Origin of the sequence: Brevibacillus laterosporus (genome assembly GCF_030489605.1) — a bacterium.
GTDB classification, from domain to species: Bacteria; Bacillota; Bacilli; order Brevibacillales; family Brevibacillaceae; genus Brevibacillus_B; species Brevibacillus_B laterosporus_E.
In genome coordinates this window covers 1-26,426 of sequence record NZ_JAUKFY010000032.1, presented here as the reverse complement: position 1 = coordinate 26,426, position 26,426 = coordinate 1, and the positions used below count along the sequence as shown (strand labels likewise).

Here is a 26,426-nt window from a genome sequence, read left to right as displayed (position 1 = left end):
GAACAAAAAAATCATTCATTGCAAATTTACACCATCAGAATTCCTATGGCATTCCGTACCTCCTGAAGCACCTTTTGTGCAGATTGCCGAGCCCTCTGAGCACCCTGTTGCAGGGTATCGAGTATTTGTTCTTCTGTAAGTTGCTGTTTGCGAGTACGGAAGGGCTCCACCATTTGTTCGATTTCTTCAGCCAGTCGCTGTTTACAAGCTACACACCCGATTGATGCCGTTAAGCATTGCTCTCGAAGCTGCTGTTGTCCCCGCTCATCTGTAAAAAACGTGTGCAGATGATAAACATTGCAGCCTTGTACACTTGGATGACCTGGTTGCTGCAGATAAATCCGAGTTGGATCAGAATATGCCTTTTTTACTTTCTGAGCGATCTGGCTTTGCTCATCCTGTAAACTAATATACGTATCTGCTCCGTCTGATTTACTCATTTTACCCTGACCATGTAGTGCAGGAATACGAACAGCATTGTCTGCCAACGGTTGCGGGTATGCAAAAACCTCACCATACATATTGTTGAAACGCCGAGCAATTTGCCGTGCCATCTCCAAATGCACCAATTGATCTTCACCAACAGGTACTACTTCACCTTTATGCAGCAGGATATCTGCTGACATTAGCACAGGGTATCCCACTAAACCATAATTCACATTATCAGGGTGCTTCTTCGCCTTTTCTTTAAATGTTGGACATCTCATCAGCTCACCTAAAGGCATGACCATTCCTAAATATAAGGATAATTCCGCAACCTCGGCTGAGAGAGAGGATTGTGTATAAAACGTACAATGCTCAGGATTCAGGCCTGCAGCCAAATAGCTGGCGGCAGCTTCTAGAGCATGTTTAGACATATGCCCGCGACTTGGATGTGTGGTCAAGGTATGCAAATCTGCTATAAAAAAATTAGCATCGTATGTGTTTACAAACTTTTCAATGCCTTTCATTGCGCCATAATAGTTACCCAAATGCAATTCACCTGTAGAGCGGATACCTGATACCAGTTTTTGTTTCTTCATAGATAATCAGCCTCTTTCGTTTTGAGAGCGGAGATCGTGGGGTATGAAAGGCATTGATCTCCCTCTGTTTATTTATCTCATTCAGTTGATAAAGCCACCACCAACCATCTTCCATTCTCATCACGCTCCTTGTCCGATTCCCTCTATTTTGTTTACAGAAATGCAAAAAGGGCTTCCCATCCTTATCTTTATAAAATAAGGACGAGAAACCCGTGGTGCCACCTTTATTCGCTGCATTCACAGCGCGCTTAACTGTATCGGAGCAAGTGCTAGCTCTGCATCACCTTTGCTCGAATACCTGTCTCTTGTATCGGTGAGACTGCTCCGCCAGAGCCTACCTGTGTGTTACCGTGTTTTTCGTACACACTATCGGTCTGGACGCTCAAAAGTCCATTCTGCAAGCTTCCCGCACTGATTTTCACCAACCATCAGCTCTCTTAAGCATTCTTGCCTGCATACTCCTCTTCATCATTGCGCGTGTTATATCATTATGATCATGTACAGCATTCCTGAAACTTATCAATCAGTATACGCAACCTCACACTAGCTGTCAATCTCTACACGTGCAACTCCGTTTAAATTATGGACCATCTCATAGATGTCGGTAATATAAATATGATCGTACACGACCAGACGCAGATCCATCTGTACCCTGTGCTTATCAACATCCTTTAACCAGACATTCTTAATCTTCATATCTTCTTCTTTGAATTTCTGGATGATCCCTGTCATATGGGAATGCTCCTCTAAGAACAGGCGAATTTTTAACTCTTTTCCCTGTAATTTTCGAACCCCAATCATACTTACTAAATAAGGAAGCAACTGTACAGAGAACAAAATCATCGCAGCTCCTAATGCTGCCTCATAATAAAAGCCCGAACCAACCGCAATTCCAATCCCTGCACTAGACCAAATAATTGCGGCTGTGGTAAGACCAGAAATAACATCATTATTTCGGCGCAAAATGACCCCTGCACCCAAAAAACCGATTCCACTAACGATCTGTGCAGCCAAACGCATAGGATCTGTTCGATTGTTTATAGACGTTTCCGCATAAAATTGGGCAGATTCAATCGAAACAATCGTCAGTAAGCAGCTACTAACCGATATGATTACGCTAGTTTTTAATCCTAGTGGCTTCTGCTTTAATTCACGCTCAATTCCAATCACGATTCCAAGGAAAGCAGAAAGCATCAACTTTGCTAAAATAATTAATTCCATGTTATTCCACCTCTAACCTGGTTTGTCTGACGACTTTTATTACATGTAGCTTATTATAAATCCTGATGAGCTATTCTTAAACCAACTGATAAGTAGAGGATGATTTACGGAGCAAATCCTTGTTAGCAAATCGGCTCTGCCAGCGTTGGCATTGGGAAATATTCATTTTCTATCGCATACCTCACCATCGCCTGGAAATATGCTTTCGTCGGTTTTGGGCATGTAATCTGAAGCTTTTGTAATAAGGCTGTTGTTTTAGGGCATGCAAATCGAACATTCGAATCTCGTGCGCCATCTCCCTCCAGTTGAGTAATAGCAAGCTCCATCCCTTCTCGATTTTTTTTCGTTCCATCAAATAGCCACTGCTCATATTCTTGTTGGGAAACCAGACTCAGTTGATAGCCAAAAGACTGAAAATGCTCCAATAGCTCCACATAGGGAATCTGTTCTGGATTAACAATATGGAAAACAGCTCCGACTGCTTCCTCCTGTAATGCAAGCCTAGTAATCGCCTTTCCTGCAAAATCAATAGGGGTGAAATCTACTAGCCAATCAGCATGTGGGGCAACTCCCAGCAAAAACATCGCCCGACACATCCGATACATCGCATTTGTTTCCATGTTTCGTTGAAATGTACCAGATAAAGAATGGCTGCTCAAATTACCAGCACGATAGATTGTCACTGGTATACCTTCCTGTTCAAAAGCTCTCATCACCAGCTTCTCTGACTCCCATTTGCTATTGATATAATGATTGTCTAGCACAATGGAATAGTCCACTTGATCTGCATTGCGCAATGCGTGCCATTTCCCTGCATAAGACAGTTCTTCTGGAATACCGATCGTAGAAACATAGTGAAAATGAATACCCTGTTTTTCTCTGGCCAGATCAAGCAACGTCTCCGTGCTTTGTACATTTACCCGATAGAAATGCTGAGAATCACCAAAGTGAGCTACATCCGCTCCACAGTGCATGATGGCATCAATATTTTCAACAAGCTCATGCCAATCCTCTTTTCCTAATCCCAAGCGCAATTCCTGCAAATCGCCTATCATCACTCTTACACGTGATTGTAGCTGTCTACTCAGCTTATCTCCAAAGTAAAAGGAATAATTTTGATATAAACGTTTCGTAGCACTCTGAACATCTTTCCCACGTACCAAGCAGTAAATCGTGCCCGCTGCTGTTTGTAGCAATTCATTTAACAAATGGGAACCAAGATAGCCCGTCGCCCCCGTTAGCAAAAATGTATGCTGATCGCGTCTTATAACTTTTTTAGCCGTTTGTAAACGCTCTGGATATTCAGTAAGGACTTCCTCTGTTGGTAAATTACTATTAATCAATCCAGAATCATTGCGTTCTGTGTCCTGCTCTTCCTGATTCAGCTCCTCAATTCGATGCGCTAATGCTTGGACAGTTGGATGTGTGAAGAAGTCATTAATCTTTAGCAGTGGATATTTTGGCTTTAATTCAACTAATAACTCTATAATTTTAAGGGAATGCCCTCCTATTTCAAAAAAGTTATCACTTGCACCCACGCGCTCTATTCCTAATCCTGTTTCCCATACGCGGGCAATCTCCTGCTCAACCTCCGTTTTGGGCGCGATATACATTTGCGTTCCTGTCAACGGTTTCAGCTCAATACTTGCTAGCTTTTTCCGATCAATTTTACCGGTCGGTGCAATAGGCATAGACGATAGATAACCAAATTGTGCTGGAATCATGTAAGGAGGCAGCTTCTGCGAGCAAAAAGCTTGTAAAAGCCCCGGATCAATCTCCTGCTGTGTATTTGTTGTGTAAAAAGCGACCAATCTATTCTGATTGTCACGATCCTTTTTCACAATAACTGTTACGCTTTGTATGTCAGGATACGTAGCTAATCGCTCCTCAATTTCTCCTATTTCAATTCGATGCCCACGAATTTTTACTTGAAAATCTTTACGTTCTAAATACTCCACTTCTCCATCTTCCAGCAAGCGTCCCAGATCACCTGTTTTATAAAAGATTTTTCCTGATCCTGGCGTGAAGGGGTCTGAAATAAAGGCTTCCTTCGTTTTCTCAGGCATGTGCAGATAGCCGTGCGAGATTCCTACGCTGCTAATCAGAATTTCTCCTGGAACACCAATCGGGCACAGTTGGTATGATTCGTTGACCAGATATATTTCATAGTTTGCAAGAGGCTTTCCAATCGGGATGCTGGTCGTATCGGCTTTCACTGGTTTAGTCACAGCATGATACGTCGACGTCACGGTGCATTCAGTCGGTCCGTACAAATTGTAAATGATCGTATCACTCGTAAATTTTGCCTGGAAGGAACGGACAACCTCCCCCGCTAGAAGCTCTCCTCCTACCCCTATGCTTTTTACTTTGGCGAAGCAGTCTGCTTCTGCGCTTGGCAACGTTTTAACTAGTTGGTTAAAGAAAGCAGCTGGAATGCCGGGAATGCACGTAACTCCTACACGCTTGACTGCTTTTGCAAACGAAATCGAATCCATTCTTTCTTCTTTCCTCAAAAAGTGTAAGGCAACACCGTTTAACAAGCCTCCAAATAACTCATGAACGGAAGCATCAAAGCTAAACGTGATGAATTGTGTGAAGATATCCTGCTCTGTCACATTCATCATTTTTCTGACAGCAAGACCGTAATTCACTACTCCTTGGTGATGCAAAATAACTCCCTTGGGTGTTCCTGTGGATCCCGAGGTAAAAATGACATAGGCTGGATGCAACGGCGTAATAGCTGGTTTTATCGCTGCATCAGAATATATCTCAATGTCTTCCATCCAGAGGACCTGTGCTTTCGGAATAGCTTGTATCACTAACTCCCGATAGGCAAGACTGGAAAGAACTACATGAGAATTGGTTTCCTGAATAATATGGGCATTACGTTCTTGCGGATGATGTGGGTCCAATGGAACATAAGCTGCCCCTGCTTTTAATATCCCAAGTACAGCTATGGTAGCTTCGATACTTCGCTCCATAAATAAAGAAACATATTGCCCTGGCTCAATTCCATGCTGTTGTAGCATAGTAGCTACCCGATTAGACGCCGTATCCACTTGTTTATACGTATACATAGCCTCATCAGTCTGTAAGGCAAGCCTCTCACCATGCGCTTCTACTACCTCTTGAAAGACATCCAGAATCGTCTTTTCTGCTGGAAATGCTTCTGTCGTCTGATTCATGGCTTGATACAGCTTCTGTTCCATTTCAGATAGCATGGGATAGGCAGTAAAAGTTGTTTGCGGATGCAGCACAGCTTGTTCTGCTAAACATTCCATTTGTTCCATAAATCGATCAATTGTCTGCTGACGGAAGCTGTTGGAATCATAACACATTTCCCAGCTAGCTTTTGCATTGTTTACGATGATCCCGGCATGTAGGGGAGCAGCCGTATGTGCTTGCATATGAATGAGTGAGCCTTGTTGCAGACAAAACGTACTTGGGAATTGATTGAACGAATAAGAAGCATCAGCATCTTCTGTCTTATGCTTCCAAGCATGTTCAACCTGATTTAGCACATCATTATAGTTCATTCCTTGTTGAACATTTATAGCTATCGGTACCCATTTCTCCTGAATAAGAGTACCTAATGTAATCTGCTGGGTTCCGCTGACTCGGTGCAGCCACATGCTGTACAAAGCCAATAGATGAACTTCCTGTCCCTTTTCCCATAACTTTTTCATGTATGGAGTCAAATCATACGAGCTTCTTGTAGTCACAGTATCTGTGAGATGACCGAAGCGATTATTGTCTAGTGGGAACGTTATAGGTTCGTATCTTGATGTATTGTGCATGATAAACTCCTGCCTCCTAGTAATATGTATGTTAAAAGGTGAAAAAAGAAGAGAGACCAGCATCTGATCTCTCCTCATTTGTACTGACTATTAGCATTCTGCTGACGACCCAACACTCTCTTAGAGATAAAATCCTACTTGTGTTCTTCTAATTTAAGTTGGGAAAGAGCGCTGTCTAACTCCTGCGCTATTTTACTTAATCCGTCAACAGAAACTAAAATTTCTTGGTAAGAAGCTAGCTGATTATCTGACTTGACCTGGATGTTTTCTGCTGATTTTGTGTTTTTACGTGCATTTTCCGATACTTGTTTTACCACAGAGGTAACCTCTTCCGTTTCGGCTGCCATTTGTTGCGTGGAAGCAGATACCTCTTGCATACGGTCGGATACCTCTGTACTTGCCTGAACCATATGACGGAATATCTCACCTGTTTCCTGCACGATTTTCACACCGTCCAAAACGTGCTCTGAACCCTGGCGAATAGAGATTACTGCGGTATTTGTACGTTCCTGAATCTCTCCGATTAGCTGACTGATTTCTTCTGCCGATTGCTTAGATTGTTCAGCTAGTTTTCGTACCTCATCTGCAACCACTGAGAAGCCTCGACCGTGTTCACCTGCTCGTTGGGCTTCAATAGCTGCATTTAAAGCAAGCAAATTCGTTTGGTTTGCAATTTCGGAAATCATTTTGACAATCTCACCAATTTTACCTGACTGGGATTGTAGCACATTAATAATATTTTCAGATTCCTCTACAGACTGCTGAATGAGCTGCATTTGATCCGCCACTTTGGTGACAGAGTATTGACCGGATTCAGCCTGATCTTTCATGTTCAAAGATGTGTGATGAACCTCTGTTGAATTATTGGCGATGCTTTCAACACTAACTACCATCTCATCCAACGATTTCACACATTCTGTTGTAGCTATATTTTGCAGATTGGTGTGCTGGAACATTTCTTGGATGTTATCTGTAATGGTTGTGGCATGCTGATTATTTTCTTCCATAATCGTATGTAACTGCTGTGAGTTCTTCACTAGCTGGTTCGAGGATTCGCGGATTGTCATCATAATCGTGCGCATATTTTCTGCCATTTGATTAAATTTGTTATTAACCTGACCCAGCTCGTCCTTTCCTTCTCGCAAACGAACATCTAAATTTCCTATGCTCATTTCATTAATGCCACGCATAAGCTCTTGAATTGGTTTAAAGGTACGATTTACAATCCAATATTGGAAAACTAAATTGATCAGCAACAAAAAGAGCAGCAATATGGAAGAGTTCAGCAATAGCGCATCCTGTCCATGCGTTACCATACTAGCATCAACATCCATACCAAAATAAGCAACAACGTTTCCACTGTTGTCCATGATTGGATGAAGAGCCGAAATCCAAGTACCTAACTCATCATCATAAATAGAAGTCATCGTATCTTGTTTGGCAGTGATAAGATGCTGAACTCCCTTCGCAATGACGTCTGGCTGAGGGAACATATCTCCCAATTTCATTCCTTCTGATTTCATAAACTCGAGAATTTGAGTTGGCTGAGCAATAATAGAGGTCTGATTTCCCTCTTTCAATTCCACTCCAAAAACATACGCCTGTTTAATCTGAGGATGCTCTTTACTGATACGGTCAAGCTCCTCTGTCAATTTTTTCTGGATGGAAGCATTCAGATCAGGATTTTTAACAGCCTCATCTATGTCATCTGCAGAAACATGTACAGATTGTGACTGTAGCAAGACTCGCGTATCTTTTTCTAGCATTTCAATAAGGACTTGTCCTTGAATGACGAAACTTGCTAAGATTAATACAGCACCAATCAACATAGTATTAAGAACTGTAAACAATAAATTCCTAGTAGATATTTTCATGTTGGAAAACAACTCTTTCCCCTCTCTTTCTTTTCCCTGCTTCTAGAAATATGTAAAATAGGGCGCTATCCCTAGTATCGGTATGGAATCATAAAAGCTTTAATTTCTATATGTTAAAAAAATCAAGCCTTTTTTCACTTACACGTATCATTTTTGCCATTGCAAAAAAATTTCACAGGTAGAATATATAGGACTAGCTATGAAGAAAAGGGCAAAAAGGCTTATTACATAACGATTTAACTTGATGTAAAGCAAGCCAAATAGCACAAAGACAAAGTCAGTGTGCTTGGTTTATGAAGCTTTTCCTAACTGAAAAGTTGATAATATTTCATAAAAATGACAAAATTCCACTATACTTTTTCAGTTACAGGTTACGACAGGTCATCCTTTTTTGGATAGGTAGACATAAGCCTTCCGTTCCTTTACCTAATGAGTATTTTCATTTCATCAAAATATCATTTCTGCTTTCTCACGTTGTCGACTCCGGTAAGATGGAATCGTACCCGCTGGCTCGGCTGCCTTTATAGCTCTTACAACAGCTTCTGCCATTACCTCTGCTGCTATTGCACCGATTAAATCCACAGAAGCCTTTACTTCTCCTGTTCCAATCGCAAATAGCGTATCACCGTCATGCATGGTGTGAATGGGATAAATTGTGCCTGCTAGTCCATCATGTGCCATTTGAGCAACCTTATTCGCTTCTGATTTGGTTAAGGCAGCATTAGAAGCTATTACGCCAATCGTGGTATTCGCTCCCGTTGGTATGAAATGAAAGCCAGTTTTTTCCATACAATCATAAATATCTAGTAACTCCTCGTTTTCCCCTCGCACACCTGCAAGTCTTTCTCCAGTTACAGGACACCGTACCTCTCCAACTGCATTGACAGCAACAATTGCTCCAATTACCAGCCCGTTGCTCAGCTCACGGGAGGCTGTGCCTAGCCCCCCTTTCATCGCGCGTTCAAAACCGCCCATCTTTCCAACAGTAGCTCCACAGCCCGCTCCAATATTTCCCTCAGCAAACGCTTGTTCACTCGCCTGCTTTGCCGCTTCATAGCCCATGACCATGGTAGGACGGATCGAAGCATCTCCGATAGCAAGATCAAATAATACTGCTGCTGGTACAATCGGTACTTTTGCAACCCCCACATCAAGTCCAATTCCTTGCTCCTCTAAATAACGCATTACTCCACTAGCTGCATCCAAGCCAAACGCGCTCCCCCCAGACAAGCATATCGCATGGACTTGATCTACCTTATTGATCGGGGAAAGCAAATCAGTCTCACGGGTACCTGGAGCTGAGCCGCGAACGTCAACTCCGCATACTGCACCTTCCTCCATTATAAGTACAGTACAGCCTGTGAGTGCTTCCTCATCTTGTTGATGACCTACCTTGATCCCTTTGATATCGACAATTGAACCTATTGTAGCAGTCATGGCTCACATCTTCTCCCTTTTATATATGTATTAACTCTCCGCAGACGAGTAAAAAGCCCGTTTCTTGCAGATCATTCGTTTCCTTGATTTTATAGAGGCTATTTTATTACTTGTCAATCTTTCCTTACAAACCGAATAAAACCAGACAATCCTTGTAAAAATAAGGTAGAAATCTCTAAAGAGGATGCGAGAGTCATCAAGAAATACGTATTAGAGAGGATTGATTACGATTTCTCACTTACAAAACATTCCGCAACCAAAAACCTTTGGTCCCCTTGGAAATTTACCTTTAATCAATCCAGAGATGCCAATTCAATCCATTATGAAGCTAGCCAATGAACTTGGGCCCATCTTCCGACTGGAATATCCTGGAGGCCGCATTAGCATCTATATTTCCAATCATAAGCTGGTAGCAGAAGCTTGTGATGAATCCCGTTTTGATAAGAATGTATGGCCTCCCTTGCAAAAAGTAAGAACATTTGCAGGCGATGGTCTTTTTACTAGCTCAACCGATGAGCCCAATTGGCAAAAAGCTCATAATATCCTGCTCCCAAGCTTTAGCCAAAGAGCAATGCAAGGCTACCACTCCATGATGGTAGACATTGCTGTACAGCTTATCCAGAAATGGGCGCGCCTTAACCCGGATGAAAGCATTGACGTACCAGAGGATATGACAAGACTTACTCTGGATACCATTGGGTTGTGCGGCTTTAATTATCGGTTTAATAGCTTTTATCGAGAACAACCGCATCCCTTTATTACCAGCATGGTTCGTGCGCTGGATGAAGCAATGAGCCAGCTACAGCGGCTAGAAATTAAAGATAAATTGATGGTGATTACAAAACGTCAATTTAAACATGATATACAGGCCATGTTTACTCTTGTGGATAAAATAATAGCAGAACGCAAAGAGCACGAGAATCATGATACAAACGATTTACTTTCCCATATGTTAAAGGGGAAAGACCCCCAAACGGGCGAAGGCTTGGATGACGAAAATATTCGCTATCAGATTATTACTTTCTTAATTGCTGGTCATGAAACCACAAGCGGTCTATTATCCTTTGCTTTATATTTCCTATTAAAGAACCCGGATAAGCTTCAAAAGGCATATGAAGAGGTAGACCGTGTAATAACTGGTTCCATTCCAACTTATTCTGAAGTGCGAAATCTTACGTACATATCAATGATTTTAAATGAGTCTCTTCGCCTGTGGCCAACAGCTCCTGCCTTCTCTCTTTACGCGAAGGAAGACACACTGCTGGATGGAAAATATTCTTTGAAAAAAGGCGAAAGTGTCAATGTCCTCATTCCTACTCTTCATCGGGATACAAGCGTCTGGGGAGATGACGTCGAGGAATTTCGCCCTGAGCGCTTTGAAGACCCAGGTCAAATCCCCTATGATGCGTACAAACCATTTGGAAACGGACAGCGAGCCTGCATAGGACAGCAATTCGCGCTTCAGGAGGCAACCTTAGTACTTGGTATGATTTTAAAGTACTTTGACATCATTGACCATAATTCTTACCAGCTGAAAATTAAAGAAACACTAACCTTAAAACCTGAAGGCTTTACCATGGGTGTCCGTTTACGCACGAATGAACTATCTTTTCAAATTACCGGAAAAGAGAAGGAACGCGAAAAAACACAAACGCAGCATACAGCCTCTACCATCGTTGACACACATAATACGCCCTTACTAGTGCTGTATGGTTCCAATCTTGGCACTGCAGAGGGGATTGCAAGGGAACTTGCAGAGGATGCACGTTTCCAAGGGTTCAAGAGCGAGGTTGCTCCTTTAAATGATTATTTAGGCAAGCTTCCCAAAGAAGGAGCCATATTTATTATCACCTCCTCTTATAACGGAAAACCACCGAGTAATGCCAAAGATTTTGTACAATGGCTAGAAGAAGCAGAGCCTGGGGAATTTACAGGAGTCAACTATGCTGTATTCGGATGTGGCGACCATAATTGGGCCAGCACATACCAGAAGGTTCCTCACTTGATTGATAAGCAGCTCGAAGCAAAGGGTGCGAAACGGCTAACGAAGCAGGGAGAGGGTGACGCCAGCGGTGATTTTGAGAAACAACTTGAGGATTGGCGTCATCAACTGTGGCCTGATGTCATGAACGCTCTAGGACTCAAGATCAATGAAAATCGAGAACGAGAACGCAGCACGCTTTCTGTTCAATATGTTAATGGAATTGCGGGGGTTCCTCTCGCCGAGTCCTATGATGCTCTTCGTTCGTACGTTACAGAGAATAGAGAGCTTCAGGGAGAAACCAGCGAACGTAGCACTCGACATATCGAGATCGCTATGCCAGCAGGAGTCCATTACCATGAGGGGGATCATTTAGGTGTTCTGCCTAAAAACTCTCCTCAGCTAGTGGAACGTATTGTCCATCGTTTTGGTTTGAATGGTAACGATTATCTAATTCTTAGTGGCAGTGGACGCAGTGCAGCGCATCTTCCTCTGGATCGTCCGGTAAGTGTATATGATCTGCTAAGTCACAGCGTAGAATTGCAGGAAGCAGCAACCCGTGCTCAACTACGTGAACTTGCTGCTTATACAACCTGCCCACCTCATAAACGGGAATTGGAAGCCTTACTTGAAGAGGATGCCTACAAAACCAATATAATGAACAAACGAATTTCCATGTTTAATCTTATGGAGCAATATCCTGCCTGCGAATTACCTTTTGAACGATTTTTAGAGCTTCTTCCACCTTTAAAAGCTCGTTACTATTCCATTTCCAGCTCCCCTCGTCTCTTGCCAGATCGAGCCAGCATAACAGTGGGCGTAGTACGCGGCCCGGCCTGGAGCGGACGTGGAGAGTATCGAGGTGTTGCCTCAAATTATCTAGCTGATCTAAAGCCAAATGATCCTGTTGTTATATTTGTGCGCACACCAGAATCTCACTTCACGCTGCCTACAAATACGGAAACACCTCTTATCATGATCGGACCGGGTACCGGTGTTGCACCGTTCCGGGGATTTCTTCAAGCACGAAAGCACTATCAGCAACAAGGAAAAAGGCTTGGTGAAGCCCATCTTTACTTTGGTGCCCGCCATCCGCAGCAGGATTACTTGTATCAGGAAGAATTTGAGCAATATGAAAAAGAAGGTATCGTGACCATTCATACCGCTTTTTCACGTGTAGAGGGACAGCCGAAAACTTATGTTCAGCATCTCATGAAACAAAATCAACACGAGTTAATTCGTCTCCTAGATCAGGGAGCTCGACTTTATGTATGTGGGGATGGGAGTCGAATGGCTCCCGATGTGGAAGCCACGCTGATTTCATCCTATAAAACAATCCATTCGGTAAGCGAAGAAGAAGCCCGAGCTTGGCTCGATAAGCTTCAACGGGATGAACAATATGTAAAGGATGTTTGGACAGGTGCGTGATCAGGTGACATTGGTGCTTGTCTTTTCAAGCCCGTCTGCAAGATATGCATAAAACCATCTAAAGATCAGATCAAAAGATAAACCATTCCATCCATAAAAAGCACTCAGCAAATAGTAGCTGAGTGCTTTTCACATGCTTAGATGTTCATTTTGGGATTCATAGTAACTCAACTGATTAACACCTACTCTTTTCGACCGAACAAAATCAGACTCAACATGGTGATAAGTACGTTCATGTTCTATGGCAGGAGAGTGATATTAAACGAAATCAACACACACAGAGCCTCGACGAACGTCATCACTACTGTATTTGGGTGAAGCACCCCGTTAATTCGTTTAGTCAGGACAGGGCATAGCGTCATTTATTATAAAGAACGTATTACTTCCAAATTGAGGGGGTAAAAACATGAAAAGAAAAAGTAGCAAGCCAATCATTCAACAAGTACATTATGACGGGTATGTGAATCCATACGATGATCCGTATTTCCAATTTGACCCATTCGTGCCACGGCGTCCTGACCGACGTGAGAGGTGTATCAGAGAATGGCGAAGATGCGAAAGACGCTGCCACCACAGAATGGGACATGATAACGTCAGATGCAACAGAAGGTGCTTTAGGGAATTTCGAGATTGTTTAGATTTCCGCCACAGAAGATAACCTATCCAAGTTTTATTGTCTAATAATATGAAGAAGAGGGCGGTCGTCAAGCAATTCCCGCCCTCTTTTCATCGTCGTAAATGGCGTTAAGCGTCCACAAATTTAGTAGACGAAGTACAACGATATGTCAGTCCAATATATAACAAATATCGGTCTGTTTCTTGTGTACATATTATTACATAATTATGCCTTCAAAATCAGTAAACCATCCAAAAAACAGTGTAATGCTTCTTTTTTAAAATTAGCCTGATCTGGATTTGATATTATATTATTGTAATAATAATTCAATTAGCCATTAAAAATATTCAATATTCGCTCACCGTATTTTTCAACTTTAACTTGTCCAAAGCCCTTAACAGTAAGCAGTTCTTCTTTGGTTCTTGGATATTTTTCTATCATATCTTCCATCTCATTGTTATTGAAGATGTAGTAAGCCTTGATGTTCTCTTCTCTTGAAGTTTGAAGCCGGTACGATTTCAGTTCTTCACGAAGTAAAGTTTCATCCTTCTTTTGAAAATCATCTTTCGAAAACCGATATTTTGCAACGAAATGCACTTCCTTTGGCGTATTTAGCCTGACTAGCAAATTTGAAATTTTATACATATCCTTCTCAGCTAAATCATATGTATTTGATTTATCATTCTGGTATTTTTCCAGCGTTGCTTTAATTTGATCGTATTTGATTATTGAATTTTCTATCTCAGCAGGGCATCTATATTTATTAATAATGGTTTTGGGATTAGCCATGACTACAAGAGATAAAATTGGTATATTGTTGATTTTCAATTCTTTTGACAAGACATGTTTTATAATATCGATATGTCTTGCATTTTGAGTTATAGGGCTATAAATTCCCTCTTCAATTTCTTTTCCATATCTAAGCTTTATAGTTCTTACAAAGTTACCATCTTGGTCAATAGAGATATTTCCACTTAACTTCTTAGTTTCTAAAATACAAATAAACTTATTAGAAATGACAACGAAATCAAGCTGAGCAACATACCCCTCATACTCTACCCTTATATCATGCAAACACAAAATTGGCAGGAATGAATTTTTTAATTCAAAGTAGACGTTATTCTCGCCAGCAAGTCCATATTTAAGATACTTAATATCCCTCTCAATGTTATCCTTCTTTTCTCCATCAGCAACCTTGTTTAAAAGGTCATTAAGGGCAGAAAGCTGAGGATTATCTTTTGAGAAATCCTTAACAAATGTCGGACTTTGTATTGTCCTCTTTTGACCGAATAATTTATTGAATATAGACATATACGCTTCCCCTTGAAAATTTAATTAGTTTTAGGACACTAAAGTAAAAGCATCAACCTTACTTGACAGTAAGATTATACCATATAATTACTAATTAGGTTGGTCATTCCTATCTCGCATAAGCCTGCTGTACTAATTATTTCGTATCATTCAAAGTTGAAGGCTTTCTCTTCTAACTGATTACCATAATTTTGTCACACTCATTAAACCTACGATTTAAAGGTATCCATCCCACAGAAACCTATAAAGGGATAGCTGAGGTTCTTTATTCTACTTGACTATTCCCGATAGCTTTTTCTTTTTGTTAAATTGTGCTCGTATACTATAAATATCCGAATTTATTATATTTAGCATTCTTTCTTTTTGCCGTAATAGAAACTGCCCCCGATCATTCTTTACATTCCGCGAACTCATTTTGCTCTTCTTTACATTATCAAAGGAAAGTAACTTTGATTAAAACACAATTTTTCTAGTCTGAGCAAGATTCCCTTTTATTAACCCTATTAACAAAAAATACGCCGGACCCGAAAGGCCAGCGTATTATTACCTTCGATATATTTCGGTTACATTATGAAACAATGACACGTCCGATAAATTATGGTCCTTCGCGAAAGGTGATTACGTTATCTTTATTGATATCGTAACAAAAAGTTTATCGGAATCTCCGTCAAATTTCCGCTTATATTTATGGGAACAAGACGCTTAGCTTAACGTGAAAACAGCGTGGGTATCGGCTTTAACTAATCTTCGCCTCAATCCGCAGCTTATCCGCCACCATCGCGATAAACTCGCTATTTGTGGGTTTTGCCTTTTTCTAAAAAGCCCGTTAAATTAGGCTTGAACAGGTACGTAATTTTGCTCATTCCAATAAATTATCGCTAGATTAGTCGGAAAGCCTCGTTTTTAATTAGTGGAAAGGTAAGGTGCTATAAATGAGTGCAAAATTTAATTTCATTTCACGATCAGAAGCAGTGAAAGAATTTAATCTTGAAAAATGTATATCCGACTTTCTCGCGTCAAAACGGTTGGAGCGACGGTCTAAAAAAACTATAGAAATATATGGACAAACATTATGTCAATTTAAGAAATGGATTGACAAGGAGGGGCATCGAGATATCACCTATAGTGTTATGCGAGGGTATATCTATTACCTCTCCTTTGAAAAAGAGAAGTGGGACGATCACCCAACTAATAAAAAAGGACCTGCTGGATTGACTCCCAGAACCGTCAACAACAATATACGTAATTTGCGAGTCTTCTTTAATTACTTAGTCCGAGAAAAAATAATCAAAGTATCACCAGCAGAAGGACTAAGCTATCAAACACAGGCCAAAGATACGTTTGAAATTTTTAAAGACGAAGATGTCTTGCGATTACTAGACTCTCCTAATACTCGAGTGTATACCGGCCTTCGAGACTATGTTATGATGCTTGTTTTAATTGATACGGGAATCAGAATCAATGAACTCACCCACTTAAAAATATCAGATGTAGATTTAAAGTCACGACAAATATTTATTCGTCCAGAAATCTCAAAAACTAACGCAGCTAGGTCGTTACCTATTTCAACAACTACTGCTAAAGAACTGGATAGACTGATTAGTTTTATGAATGTAGAGGACACAGACTACCTTTGGCTAACTCAATTTGGAGAACGCTACTTTGCTGATACCTTTTCTAAAATGCTAAAACGCTACGGAAAAAAAGCAGGGGTAACAGGGGTAAGAGTCTCTCCCCATACCTTTCGACACTACTTTGCTGTTAAATTTTTAAAACAAGGAGGAGAACCTATAGCCCTTATGCGGATATTAGGACATACCTCTCTCACGATGACTGAAAAATACGTTAAGTACGCTCAAGGAGATTTGACTACTTTCCATGAGAAGGCAAGCCCAGTTACATTCCTACTAGCTCAATCCAGTCAAAGAAAAAGAGGAAAACGGATATTTAAGTAAGTTCATAAAAAAAGACCCGGGAAACCTCGGGTCTCTTCTTTTCTAATCGGTAACGACCGTTATAATTCTCATTCTCAAATCTATCTTGCCGCAAAATAAAACCGCCCGACACGAGAGAGCAACTCAATGTAAGGCGGCGTATCAATCTCTTATTAAATATCGTCTAAACTATCGATATATTCCATAAACTTAGTTTGTATGTCAGTTAAGTCGTCGGGGTGTAACGTCCCGATCCGATTAATAAACGCGGATTTAGGAAGTGTTACTGTTTTTGCTACACGTGCGGTCGACTTAAATCGTAGGTTTGCTTCTTCCCAGTAAACGATCGGAAGGTCAAATTCATCAGTATTTCTTGGTGCGGTTTTTGTCACTTTGACAGATAATACCTCCATGGTATCAATGTCAAGTACGACTACAGGACGGTTAATTGATTCAGAAGGATTTTCCTCAAGTGGAAACTTAGCAAACCACACATCACCTACTACTAAATCCATTACTTCTTAGTAATCTCCTTATATAAATCGTCCCATTCGGTTTCTTTTCTCCATGTATCGTTCTTAGAAATTAGTACAAGTCCGTCTTTGGTTCTTGTTGTATTCATCTCTGTTGCTCTTCGGATTTTATCCTTATTCTTTTGAACGTACGCAGCGAACCCAGCCATACGATCACGCTCCTCAACGTTTTCCTTCTCGTCCTTATCCATATTATAACACCTCTGTAAAGGTTTTTTAAGTACTTTCTATAATTGTGTACCAATGACTCTAACCGTATACAGTATATTATATGAATGTATCCCTCATTACGAACTCATATCTTATGAAACGCTCGCAATGTTCCCGAAATCAACCCACGTCCACTCCCCGTTCTCCTCCTCGATCCTTACCTGCTTCATAATCGAATCAAACGACTTGGCAACGCCCCTCACCGTAAGGAACTCGCCTCCATTCTCGGAGACCTCCCGCCAATACTTAACGGTTAGCTCGATGTTATAACGTTTACTTTCCGTCAGCCTATAGTTAATCGCCATGATTTCGTCATGATCGAGGTCAGGCTTCGGTAGTAACGATAGCTCTCTTCGGTGTTTAAGGTACCATTCGCGCTGCTCCGGCAATACCATGCGCATGGAGCCGAATAGGTCGTTAATCTTTGTTCGTTTTTGCATAGTAAAACTCATCCTCCGTCCATAGCCAATCTATCAAGTCTAGGTTAGGTGATACGATGATGTCAACGATTTGATTGACGCGGATCGTATGTGAGCTCCAGTCCGTCAATAGCTTGATTTGTTCGTTATCATTAGCCGCGATCCAGCCCCATGACGTATGGGCTCCCGATTGATCCGACCAGATAACCAATAGTGGTCTGTTGTTGTTTATAGAATCGTTGATGATATACTGTACGTCCTCTAACTGAGTGCGAGAGATTGGTTTTATCGTCTCAACAAACAAATCCAGCATAATGACCGCCGCCCTCTGTTTAAATAGAACATTTGTTCTTATTATATGCGAACAGAACGGGAACATGCAACCAAAAAAAAAAATCGCCCACCTACCAGCCATTAGGCCAATAAGTGGGCAGTCATTCATTATATGGTTAGATTCGTTCTGGTTCAAGGTGAACTAGAGCTATCTACTTTTTCCCCTCGCTACTGTCCGGCTTAACATACGAATATGCACCCGCCGCCGTCAGCCCGACCACAACCGTAGTCAATAGATTCGTCTTCAGTGCCCCGTCCGGCAGAAACACGAACACGCCCGAAAGCGCAATCGCTACCAACGGAGCAAACTTCGTCGGCACCCCGAATCCTTTCGCAATTCCCGTCAAAGCCGCCACGATTGCGGCCAGCGTCGCGATATCATACGTAAGTTCCACGTTAGGCACCCGCCTTTCTCGCCGCCACCCGATCCGCTAGTACGAAGACCAGCCAGGGCATGTCCTCTATTACCTTCTGCGGCTCCTTCCGTAAACGCTCCTTCCATTCGGCCGCATCCGACAGTAGTTCCTGTGCCGCGAGATTATCTATCGACTTATCAGCGAGTTCTAATTGCCATTTTTTTAACGCCAAGTCAACCGCCTCCTCGATTTTCATTATAGGTACCGGAGTTACCGGCTTATCAAAACGGGTTAACTTATTTCCGGTTACAATCGACATAATTAACGTAACGTAATTCGGGTCTGTCGCGTACCCGCCCCGTTTGACCGCCTCCGCAAACTCCCGTGGGGTCTTCGCCTTCCATACGCCCGCATTCACGTAGCGCGGTTTCTTCAGCAGAGCGAAGTGATCGTCGATGGCTTCGCCGTAATTGTTGTACGCTCGGAACCGAGCCTTTACTTGTACCTTCGTCTTGGCACCGGAAGTGCCGAGTATCTTTACGAGATCACCGCTGGCCCGAGCCTTCGCTACGTCCGCCGCCGAATAATACTCCGTGGTCAAAATCGTAACACTACCGGCCGGCCCCGTTCCTTTGATATTGCCGAGATTATACGACTCGCGCCCCGTCACCATATCGCGCGGTGTCCGCAAGTCCCATCCGACCTCTAGTATGAGTTGCGCGATAACGCCGGACGGGCACGGATAGCGTCCGACTACATGCGGTGCTATTAACGAGATTAGCCGTTCTTGCTTCGTCATGTGTTCGACCTCATTTCGTTAGAAAATAAATAAGGATGGACCCGATAAAACTCGTGCCCATCCCGATGATTACGCCCCAGCTTCGGCGCGAGTCCGACTTGATTTCCGCAATGTCACGCGCGTTTTCTTGGGCCAAAGCTAGTGCTTCCCGTGCTTTGTCGTGTACTTGTTCGAGCTTTTCACGGTCACGCGATAAGTGGTCGACCTTCTCCTCTACGCGGACCATGCGCTCCCGAACGTCTTGTAAAATAGATACGGTATCGTGTTCTCCCATGCCCGCCCTCCTTTAATTTTCCGATTCCTCAACCGGAGGGATTTCCCATTTAATGTTACCGGTCTCCGGATTCACCCGATAAGCATAGCCTTGTGCAAAATACTCGGAATACTGTCCGTATTCAAGACGTACGCAGCCGACGGTTTCGGGGGCGCGTCCGATTAATACGGAGTAGGATTCGAGACCTTGCTCTATCGTTTCCTCAAAAACAGAACCGACACTCTCGCCCGTATCTAGCAAGACAGTGCCGGTTCTCTTGTCATAGTATATTTTACGTGGAATTTGCTTCATATTAGACCTCCTTATTCAAACGCATGCCAAGTAGCCTCTAAGATTTCTGTCGCGTTCTGTGAGCTAGTTACAACAACAATAAACCCTTTTTGCGTTATCTCAGAGGAGTTCTCGTAGGTATTAACCTTGACGGACCCCCCGCTCTCATACCTAGTCGTTACGAAAGTACCATTACTGTAAATGACTGGTAGTTCATATTCTGCCACAGTCCCCTGATTGTTGGACCACCGAAGTCTTAGCATTATCCTCACGATAACCAAACTTGGAGTAAATTCTAAATTTGAAACTTCGATTCGAAAAAAGTACGTACTGCCGTTAGGTCCCAGCGATTCGCTAGGCCGCTGCCTCCCCGTTGCCCACTTTTTACCGACATCTAACGTACCTACTACATTAAAGATCGACTTTCCTCTTGCAATATTACTCGGGGTCAAGTTAGAGTCGCCAGCTACCGTGATGTTCCCGCTATAATAGCCCGCCTGTTTCGTGATTGCGCTGGTACCCGGTGTTATTGTCTCTCCTGAACCCCTATTCACGATATTGCCCGTAACCTTAACGCCTTTAACATACGCTGTTTTTCCGGATAGGATATCGGATGCAGTGGCAGTCGCGTCAGAGGTATTTGTACCTGAAGGTATTTGCGTTATTTTCGCCGCTAGTTGTGCGCCTGTATCGGTAGGCAACGCAAGTACTCCTTTACCAGTGATTGCACTAGCGACTTTTTGTTTAACATCACTGGCACCAAACTTTAAACCTTCTAGCGCATCTTTCACCGTTCTTTCCGTGAATGACCCGCTCTCTAGGGCGATGTCTTGTGCTTTTAGTTCGTCAATCCTTTTGAAATTGTCGTTAAATTCCTGACGACTAAACATGTCTTGTCCCGACCATACGTTTAAACTTAAATTAGGTGTCCTTTGTGAGCTCATCAAAACGCCTCCTACTCGGTAATCGCTAACCAAGCCATTAACGCTTCGTGGTCAGCGCTTCTATTTGCGTAACTATAGACTTTCTTGCCGTTAAATACATAGGCAACGTCCTGATACGAAACGGCGTCATAGTATTTAGATATAAAATTAGGACCTTGTAGAATCGAACCATTCCCCGACTGTGTTACCGGTAAATTTTCTCCCCCAAGTACGACTAATTCACCGTTCAATTCAACGGCCGCGCCTCCTACCCTTTCAATAACCAAATCCGTTTCAAGGGTTACACGATTTTGTTCTGTGTCGAATTTATAAATCCACCGGAATAGATAGTTACTGTTCGTTGCCTCCTTGCGTCCACCACATATATAAATATTTCTCCCAATCGCACAAGTTGCTGACTCACCTAGTGCGGTACTCATTAAGTCTTCAGTCGAAGTCCATGTACTAGTTAAAAAATCGTAAACTAGAAAGGATTTCCCGTACCACAAAGAGCGACCCTCCGAAGAAATTACGTACAACTTATCACCCACGACTTCGCAGGCGACCGCATCCATTATATAAGGACTTTGTCCTTGTTCCCATTTGTCTGCTTTAATGTCGTACGTATGGAATGATCCTTTATAACTATCCATCGTCCCACCAACCCAGTAGATTTTATCTTTATAAAGAACGATGTCGAAGCGAACCTCCTCGTCCACAGGAAAATAGGACTTCGGCGGCGGCGCCCCGTTCTTCCATGTTTTCGTAATCAAGTCATATATCTGAACGCGCGTCCGACTCACGCAGTACACCGTCGAGCCGTGGCACACGGTTCTTACGTAATCCTCCTCGATTGGAAAGGACGATTCTTCACGCCATCTATACGGAATAAAGTTCTGTGCAAGCGAGTATCCTACCGCGTCCACCTAGATCACCGCCTTTGAGACAGAAGAAAGTGCCCCGTTAGTACCGTAGTTCAACGTTTGAGTAACCGTCCTTTTCCCCGCCATCTGACGAACTGTGCTCGCTTTACCTGCCATTGTGTAATCAATTGTTGTCGTCTTGACTACGGTAGCCCCGTCCTTTTCCTCTACTTTCGTTAATCTTCCGTTCGTGTACGTTAAATGCATGGTTCGCGTATCTACCTTTAGTTCAATCGCAGTGATCGGATTAACTGCTTGATTATTTTCGCCCACCGTTAACATCTGCTGGTCGATTTTATCAAAGTTTTCGTTTAGCACAGCGATGTCCGCTACTTCATTCGGCAGAGGCTTTTTTAGCTTCAAACGCGGTGTTAGATTAGGCATTCCACATTCCTCCTTTTACGTCAACCCACGGATACGAGGCGAGATTGCCCCACGTGGTTTTCCCTACGTCTTGCCACATCGAGTATTCATTCGTGAACTCAACGCCAATATGTGCCGGGATGATTTCGAGTACAGCCCGTTTTGCATCTTCATAGTTTGCGGGTATCCCAACGTTACTTACAAACTTAATAGTGACCGCATAATGTTCGTTATCCTCTATGACCTCGACTTCACCGTTCGTAAACGACTCCACCACGTTCTTCAGCATCTCTTTCGTAACGGTCCCGGTTCCACGTAATCTTGCTCGGATGGCGGAACGACGATCTTCGTAAGGGACTAAAACAACGTTGGCCTCTGAAAGCCCATCCCATGTGTACTGGTCTAACGCGTTAAAGACAGGCCCGTTCATGGTGACGATATCCCATGTTAAGTCCGCGTACTTTTTATTCGGTAGAGCAAAGATTGCTTCCCACCGGTCAAGACCCCACGTTGCCGTATTTATAATAAGTTGATCTGTCGCGTCGTCTACAGCGTGACTAAATCTATCTAACTCAGCCGCTTCTTGTTCGAGGAGATTGCCAACTATAGTAGATTCAGTATAGTACGGTGGCAATGAATCTAGCATACTTCCCTTTCTATCTCGATCCATCACGTCAATGTCACCGTCCCGGGAACTCCGACTGAACTATCCGGTATCACCACGTTTGAGGTTCCTCCGTTCACCTTCAATTCCGCGTAGTCAATGACGCCTGCGGCGTCCAAGAGTATATTTGCTATCCGCGAATACCGAATGATATCTTCCTTGAATGCGATTGTTCTTAGATATTCGGTTAACGCTCTCGATACCGCTGGTTTGATAGTCGATAGAGAAGCACCGGCCTGTAACGTCAACTTAGATTCGACGTTAATTGGTAATTCTGTCGCCCCTACTACAGTGACCGTTGCCCCGATAGGACGTACCTTTTCAATATGTGCCGCTACCTCTGTTATCTTAGAGCGAGCCGGCGACCGCTTGTTGCTATCTATTAATGCGACCTTGACCGTGCCATTTCCGTTCCATATCGGATATACTTTTGCATCCCCGATACCTGCGATTTCTTTCGCCCACTGCCGATAATGATGAATGTTACCGCTAGTAACTGGCCTACGTAGCCGATCGTAGCATCGTTCGCGTAGCTCTTCGTCTGGTTCTTCGTCAACTCCGCCCCGAAACGCGACATCGTTCGTCACATCCGTAATCCCCGTAAGGTCGCCTTGTGTCAACTTTATCGCGCCTATCTCAACATTCCCCGAAATCCCGCCGTCTCTTGCTTCGGCTGCCAGCGTAAGCTTTCCGTCAGTGATGACGCCAGATTCGAGTACAACAAAAAAGACGGGGAGCGTCCCGTCTGTTGATACTTGCGTGCCGGCTTGGATAAACGTGCCTTCATGACCTTGAAACGTCACTTGTCCGGTTGCTTTGATGGCAGGCTTTCGATCAATACCAAACCCAGCGCAAATGGCAGTCAAGTAATCGCCATATGACGTATCTAGCATAGCTTTATCTGTCATAGTATCTAACTCAAGATAGGCGCCTTCTATTTCAATCGCCGCGGGAGCCGACAGGTCGTAAGTCACCGCCCCCTGTCTCTTGTCTACATCCGGCCGCGAATTAGCAAGCATTCGTTGAAGGATTACATCTCGTGTCTGATTCTCGTAAGACAAACTCATACCTCCTCCCTGATGATTTCTAACGTCAGCCCATCCGTCGTATCAACAGAAAAAGAGACGGTCAATTTGTCCGCCTCTCGTTCTATCTCAAAGCCATATACATCATCTATTCGATCATCGTAAATCAGCGACTCAGTTATGACGCGAGGTATCTCCGATCGCAAAAGCTCCATCGGCAAATCTTCCCCGATTAAGTCTACGAGCTCACAGCCGTATTCGCCGTCGTAGATTGGAAACCGAAATCGTGCCGTTAGAATAGCCTTTCGGATGAATTGCCGAATAGCCGTTTCACCGTCAACCATGCCCCCGATATCGCCGGTATTGAAGTCCAGCGAATAAGTTAACGTTGGCTGGACTTCTGGCTCCGATTGGATCACCCGATCCTCTAGTCGTTGCAACGGACTAAGCGCCATCGTAGATCACCGCCCGATCCTGTATGATGTACGTTTGGCCCTCGTCAATGGACTGGATGATGACGCGATCGCCCGCTTTCAACTCGTCGGTAAACTCGATCTCGCCCTCGATAACCAACTCCGTGATATCGTGCACGTGGGGCGTATAGCCTGCCTTCGTCATAACCTCGCGCACTGTCTCACTAGTTAGCGTAACCTTCCGCTTATGCCGCGTCAGATGTTCCGCAACGATCAAGTCTTCTGCTAACAACTCGAGTTTTTCATCGTTATCGACTGTTACTCGGATAGCTGGCGGAGGAGCAACGACAGTGCCGAACTCAATATCCACGTCTTTGTTGTATCCGATCTGTTGAATGAGCTGTCGAAACTGGCTCGGACCTCCGCCTTCCAGTCGACTAGGCTCTTGGAGTCTTTTTGAGAATTTCGTCGACAACAGATTTCCGCCCCTTTCGTTTCCTTTTCTTTTTCGCCTTGTCCTCCGGTGGTGGATCGTATTTCAACGTCGGAAGATCGTCCGTCGCGCTCAACGTAAGTGACATCGTATGTTTGCCGCCCTCAAACGTGTGGTTATCGGTCGAAACGTAATAGCCTCCGATGATTTCCGTCATCGACTCTTGTACGTAGACGCCTACCCCCGCGTACACTGTGTCAATCCCTAGCGCGTTGACGGTCGCCTCATCGTGTATGGTTCCGAGGTCTTTTAAGAGCTGTTTCGCCAACTGTTCGACTTGAGATCGGGTTTTATCCGAGTCAGCACTTTCGAGGTGTTGCATGATGCCGAACCGTTTTATGAGTGCGTCGTTTTTGACTACAGCCACCAACGGCTTTTTCTTGTCGTCCCCGCCGGTCACCTTGACCTGTGTTCGCAACTCTTCGATCGACTGCGAGTATGACGCGTCAAGTATATTAACGCCGTTTTCGAGTACCCACCGAACAGGCTGTTCTTTTCGCGACAATAGATTAAACTTGCCTTCCTTCGAGCAAATAAAAAAGCGCCGTCCGGTCTGCTTTTGTGTAACCGTTAGCGCTGTGATCATCATGTCCCATATGGATTTATTACGGAGTACAAGCTTTGGTATTACGTAGCCTGTATCGTCAATCTTACCGACTGCAATTCCGAACTGTTTACATAGTTTCTGCGCAATAGTACTCGCCTTCATTCCACGGAATATCTGCGTGTCCTGGTTCTTTACAAGATAGATATTGTCATCGTATGCCGTAACACTCATGATCCCGCGATCATTGATATTGTGCTTAAATGTGAGGCCCCGGAATAGTTCGCGACCATTACTGTAGAGACGTAGTTCCTTGCCGAGTTCTACGGGGACAGCTTTCTTACGGCCGTCCACCGTATTGACGAAAGATATCTCTAAAGTACGGGCTGGCTGCGTAATATCGCCGGACCACGTAGCGCTTTGGACTAACATAGGCGCGCCGTCATAATGTACTTCCCACGTCATACTAGCACCAACTTCTGACCCGGCTTTATTTTGTTTGGATCGGGACCAATAAGAGCTTTGTTCTTAGCGTAGATATCCCGTGACTTAAGCCCGTATCTAGCCGCGATCACAGATAGGCAATCACCTTTCTTTACGACATATGGCTTCGGAATCTCTTTCTTACCGCCTCTTGCGGCCGCCTTTTTCACTTTCGCTGTTGTTGCTGTGCCGTTGCCTTTCTCCGCACCCATGTCGACTTGACGGATGCTTACGAACTTGTATTCTTTCAGCTCGAGATCGTAATAGATGTCGCCGGGCGCTCCATGTTTTTCGGGCAAAAGCTTGAAATTGCGGATAGTCACCGCGTAGTTTATCGGCGTTCCCGTAATTGTTAGGCGGCACGGCTTTCGAGAGTCGCGCCACCTTTCTAGCATCTCTACGGCTGACCATGGATCGGGAAAACCTTCATATTCGCAATAGGACGGATGGTAGTCGCGAGGAAAAAACGATGAAAACGAAAAGTCTCGCAACTTGGGGTCTCCGATAATGGTTAGTTCGCCTAAGTGCGAGACTTCAACGTCTTGATAGCCGAAATCACTCGGCATATTGATAGTCTCCGGATTAACTGGAAGTTGCAGGCGTTCAGCCCCGTTGTTATAGGAAAGCCAAAATTGGATACCGTTTGTCAGCGCCATCACCTCGTTTATACTTGCTCGTTAATTTTACGCGCCATGATCGAAAGTAGTTTGTTAGCCGCTGTCTTATTAACAAACCTCTGCTAACCGATGCACTATCCCTAATGTAATCTTATCAATATCT

The 26,426-nt window shown here is 43.5% G+C and carries 25 protein-coding genes and 1 other annotated feature; of the genes, 2 read left to right on the top strand and 23 right to left on the bottom strand.

Annotation, left to right across the window (positions count from 1 at the left end; all coding sequences use genetic code 11):
• Nucleotides 1-26 precede the first annotated feature (26 nt).
• The 5 genes from trpS to QZ995_RS21900 form a co-directional block, all read right to left on the bottom strand.
• A complete protein-coding gene (gene trpS, locus QZ995_RS21920; protein WP_301811814.1) occupies nucleotides 27-1,022 on the bottom strand; it encodes a tryptophan--tRNA ligase in 996 nt (331 codons plus the stop codon).
• 194 nt (nucleotides 1,023-1,216) lie between these two features.
• Nucleotides 1,217-1,503 (bottom strand) — a binding site (T-box leader).
• Nucleotides 1,504-1,565: 62 nt separating this feature from the next.
• Nucleotides 1,566-2,243, bottom strand: coding sequence for an MgtC/SapB family protein (locus QZ995_RS21915; RefSeq protein ID WP_301811812.1), 678 nt, complete (start codon nucleotides 2,241-2,243; stop codon nucleotides 1,566-1,568).
• 122 nt (nucleotides 2,244-2,365) lie between these two features.
• Nucleotides 2,366-6,040, bottom strand: a complete 3,675-nt coding sequence (locus tag QZ995_RS21910; protein ID WP_301811809.1) for a non-ribosomal peptide synthetase — start codon at nucleotides 6,038-6,040, stop codon at nucleotides 2,366-2,368.
• A gap of 134 nt (nucleotides 6,041-6,174) precedes the next feature.
• Entirely contained in the window at nucleotides 6,175-7,914 is a 1,740-nt protein-coding gene (locus QZ995_RS21905) for a methyl-accepting chemotaxis protein (RefSeq protein WP_301811806.1), read from the bottom strand.
• A 447-nt stretch (nucleotides 7,915-8,361) separates the two neighbouring features.
• Nucleotides 8,362-9,351: a P1 family peptidase gene (locus tag QZ995_RS21900; protein WP_301811802.1), complete on the bottom strand. Its 990-nt coding sequence runs from the start codon at nucleotides 9,349-9,351 to the stop codon at nucleotides 8,362-8,364.
• 220 nt (nucleotides 9,352-9,571) lie between these two features.
• Here QZ995_RS21900 and QZ995_RS21895 point away from each other — a divergent pair, with 220 nt between their 5' ends.
• Nucleotides 9,572-12,760 (top strand): bifunctional cytochrome P450/NADPH--P450 reductase, encoded by a 3,189-nt coding sequence (locus tag QZ995_RS21895; protein WP_301811800.1) that lies wholly within the window; start codon nucleotides 9,572-9,574, stop codon nucleotides 12,758-12,760.
• A 946-nt stretch (nucleotides 12,761-13,706) separates the two neighbouring features.
• Here the strand turns inward: QZ995_RS21895 and QZ995_RS21890 are convergent.
• Nucleotides 13,707-14,687 carry an HRDC domain-containing protein gene (locus tag QZ995_RS21890; protein WP_301811798.1) on the bottom strand — a complete coding sequence of 327 codons (981 nt, stop codon included), beginning with the start codon at nucleotides 14,685-14,687 and terminating at the stop codon, nucleotides 13,707-13,709.
• Between the two features lie 932 nt (nucleotides 14,688-15,619).
• Between QZ995_RS21890 and QZ995_RS21885 the strand changes: the two genes are divergently transcribed.
• Complete coding sequence (locus QZ995_RS21885) at nucleotides 15,620-16,642, top strand: tyrosine-type recombinase/integrase (protein ID WP_301811795.1); 1,023 nt, start codon at nucleotides 15,620-15,622, stop codon at nucleotides 16,640-16,642.
• Nucleotides 16,643-16,794: 152 nt separating this feature from the next.
• On the opposite strand, the gene QZ995_RS21880 is transcribed toward QZ995_RS21885, so the two are convergent.
• The 17 genes from QZ995_RS21880 to QZ995_RS21800 all read right to left on the bottom strand — a co-directional run bounded on the left by QZ995_RS21880 (nucleotide 16,795) and on the right by QZ995_RS21800 (nucleotide 26,302).
• Nucleotides 16,795-17,136, bottom strand: coding sequence for a type II toxin-antitoxin system PemK/MazF family toxin (locus QZ995_RS21880; RefSeq protein WP_301811793.1), 342 nt, complete (start codon nucleotides 17,134-17,136; stop codon nucleotides 16,795-16,797).
• The gene (locus QZ995_RS21875; RefSeq protein WP_003341734.1) at nucleotides 17,136-17,345 is read right to left on the bottom strand and encodes a hypothetical protein; all 210 of its coding nucleotides are present in this window, start codon (nucleotides 17,343-17,345) and stop codon (nucleotides 17,136-17,138) included. The genes QZ995_RS21880 and QZ995_RS21875 overlap by 1 nt, the downstream gene beginning before the upstream one ends.
• Nucleotides 17,346-17,456: 111 nt before the next feature.
• Nucleotides 17,457-17,816, bottom strand: a complete 360-nt coding sequence (locus tag QZ995_RS21870) for a YolD-like family protein (protein WP_301811790.1) — start codon at nucleotides 17,814-17,816, stop codon at nucleotides 17,457-17,459.
• Entirely contained in the window at nucleotides 17,782-18,096 is a 315-nt protein-coding gene (locus QZ995_RS21865) for a hypothetical protein (RefSeq protein WP_301811788.1), read from the bottom strand. Before QZ995_RS21865 ends, QZ995_RS21870 begins: the two co-directional genes overlap by 35 nt.
• Nucleotides 18,097-18,268: 172 nt before the next feature.
• A complete protein-coding gene (locus tag QZ995_RS21860; protein ID WP_003341740.1) occupies nucleotides 18,269-18,511 on the bottom strand; it encodes a hypothetical protein in 243 nt (80 codons plus the stop codon).
• Nucleotide 18,512: 1 nt separating this feature from the next.
• A complete protein-coding gene (locus tag QZ995_RS21855) occupies nucleotides 18,513-19,271 on the bottom strand; it encodes a glycoside hydrolase family 73 protein (RefSeq protein WP_301811785.1) in 759 nt (252 codons plus the stop codon).
• 10 nt (nucleotides 19,272-19,281) lie between these two features.
• On the bottom strand, nucleotides 19,282-19,545 hold the full coding sequence (locus QZ995_RS21850) for a hemolysin XhlA family protein (protein WP_003341744.1): 264 nt from the start codon (nucleotides 19,543-19,545) through the stop codon (nucleotides 19,282-19,284).
• A gap of 12 nt (nucleotides 19,546-19,557) precedes the next feature.
• On the bottom strand, nucleotides 19,558-19,836 hold the full coding sequence (locus QZ995_RS21845; protein WP_301811782.1) for a hypothetical protein: 279 nt from the start codon (nucleotides 19,834-19,836) through the stop codon (nucleotides 19,558-19,560).
• 11 nt (nucleotides 19,837-19,847) lie between these two features.
• Complete coding sequence (locus tag QZ995_RS21840; protein WP_301811779.1) at nucleotides 19,848-20,759, bottom strand: hypothetical protein; 912 nt, start codon at nucleotides 20,757-20,759, stop codon at nucleotides 19,848-19,850.
• Nucleotides 20,760-20,770: 11 nt separating this feature from the next.
• Complete coding sequence (locus QZ995_RS21835; RefSeq protein WP_301811775.1) at nucleotides 20,771-21,664, bottom strand: Kelch repeat-containing protein; 894 nt, start codon at nucleotides 21,662-21,664, stop codon at nucleotides 20,771-20,773.
• Nucleotides 21,665-22,045: a hypothetical protein gene (locus QZ995_RS21830; protein WP_301811773.1), complete on the bottom strand. Its 381-nt coding sequence runs from the start codon at nucleotides 22,043-22,045 to the stop codon at nucleotides 21,665-21,667.
• Nucleotides 22,038-22,694, bottom strand: a complete 657-nt coding sequence (locus tag QZ995_RS21825; RefSeq protein ID WP_301811831.1) for a putative phage tail protein — start codon at nucleotides 22,692-22,694, stop codon at nucleotides 22,038-22,040. The genes QZ995_RS21830 and QZ995_RS21825 overlap by 8 nt, the downstream gene beginning before the upstream one ends.
• The gene (locus QZ995_RS21820; protein ID WP_366919718.1) at nucleotides 22,694-23,755 is read right to left on the bottom strand and encodes a baseplate J/gp47 family protein; all 1,062 of its coding nucleotides are present in this window, start codon (nucleotides 23,753-23,755) and stop codon (nucleotides 22,694-22,696) included. Before QZ995_RS21820 ends, QZ995_RS21825 begins: the two co-directional genes overlap by 1 nt.
• Nucleotides 23,752-24,168, bottom strand: a complete 417-nt coding sequence (locus tag QZ995_RS21815; protein WP_301811769.1) for a DUF2634 domain-containing protein — start codon at nucleotides 24,166-24,168, stop codon at nucleotides 23,752-23,754. The genes QZ995_RS21820 and QZ995_RS21815 overlap by 4 nt, the downstream gene beginning before the upstream one ends.
• Nucleotides 24,158-24,601 carry a DUF2577 domain-containing protein gene (locus QZ995_RS21810; RefSeq protein WP_003341760.1) on the bottom strand — a complete coding sequence of 148 codons (444 nt, stop codon included), beginning with the start codon at nucleotides 24,599-24,601 and terminating at the stop codon, nucleotides 24,158-24,160. The genes QZ995_RS21815 and QZ995_RS21810 overlap by 11 nt, the downstream gene beginning before the upstream one ends.
• A complete protein-coding gene (locus QZ995_RS21805) occupies nucleotides 24,564-25,628 on the bottom strand; it encodes an XkdQ/YqbQ family protein (RefSeq protein ID WP_301811765.1) in 1,065 nt (354 codons plus the stop codon). The genes QZ995_RS21810 and QZ995_RS21805 overlap by 38 nt, the downstream gene beginning before the upstream one ends.
• Nucleotides 25,625-26,302 (bottom strand): LysM peptidoglycan-binding domain-containing protein, encoded by a 678-nt coding sequence (locus QZ995_RS21800; RefSeq protein ID WP_301811763.1) that lies wholly within the window; start codon nucleotides 26,300-26,302, stop codon nucleotides 25,625-25,627. Before QZ995_RS21800 ends, QZ995_RS21805 begins: the two co-directional genes overlap by 4 nt.
• Nucleotides 26,303-26,426 lie beyond the last annotated feature (124 nt).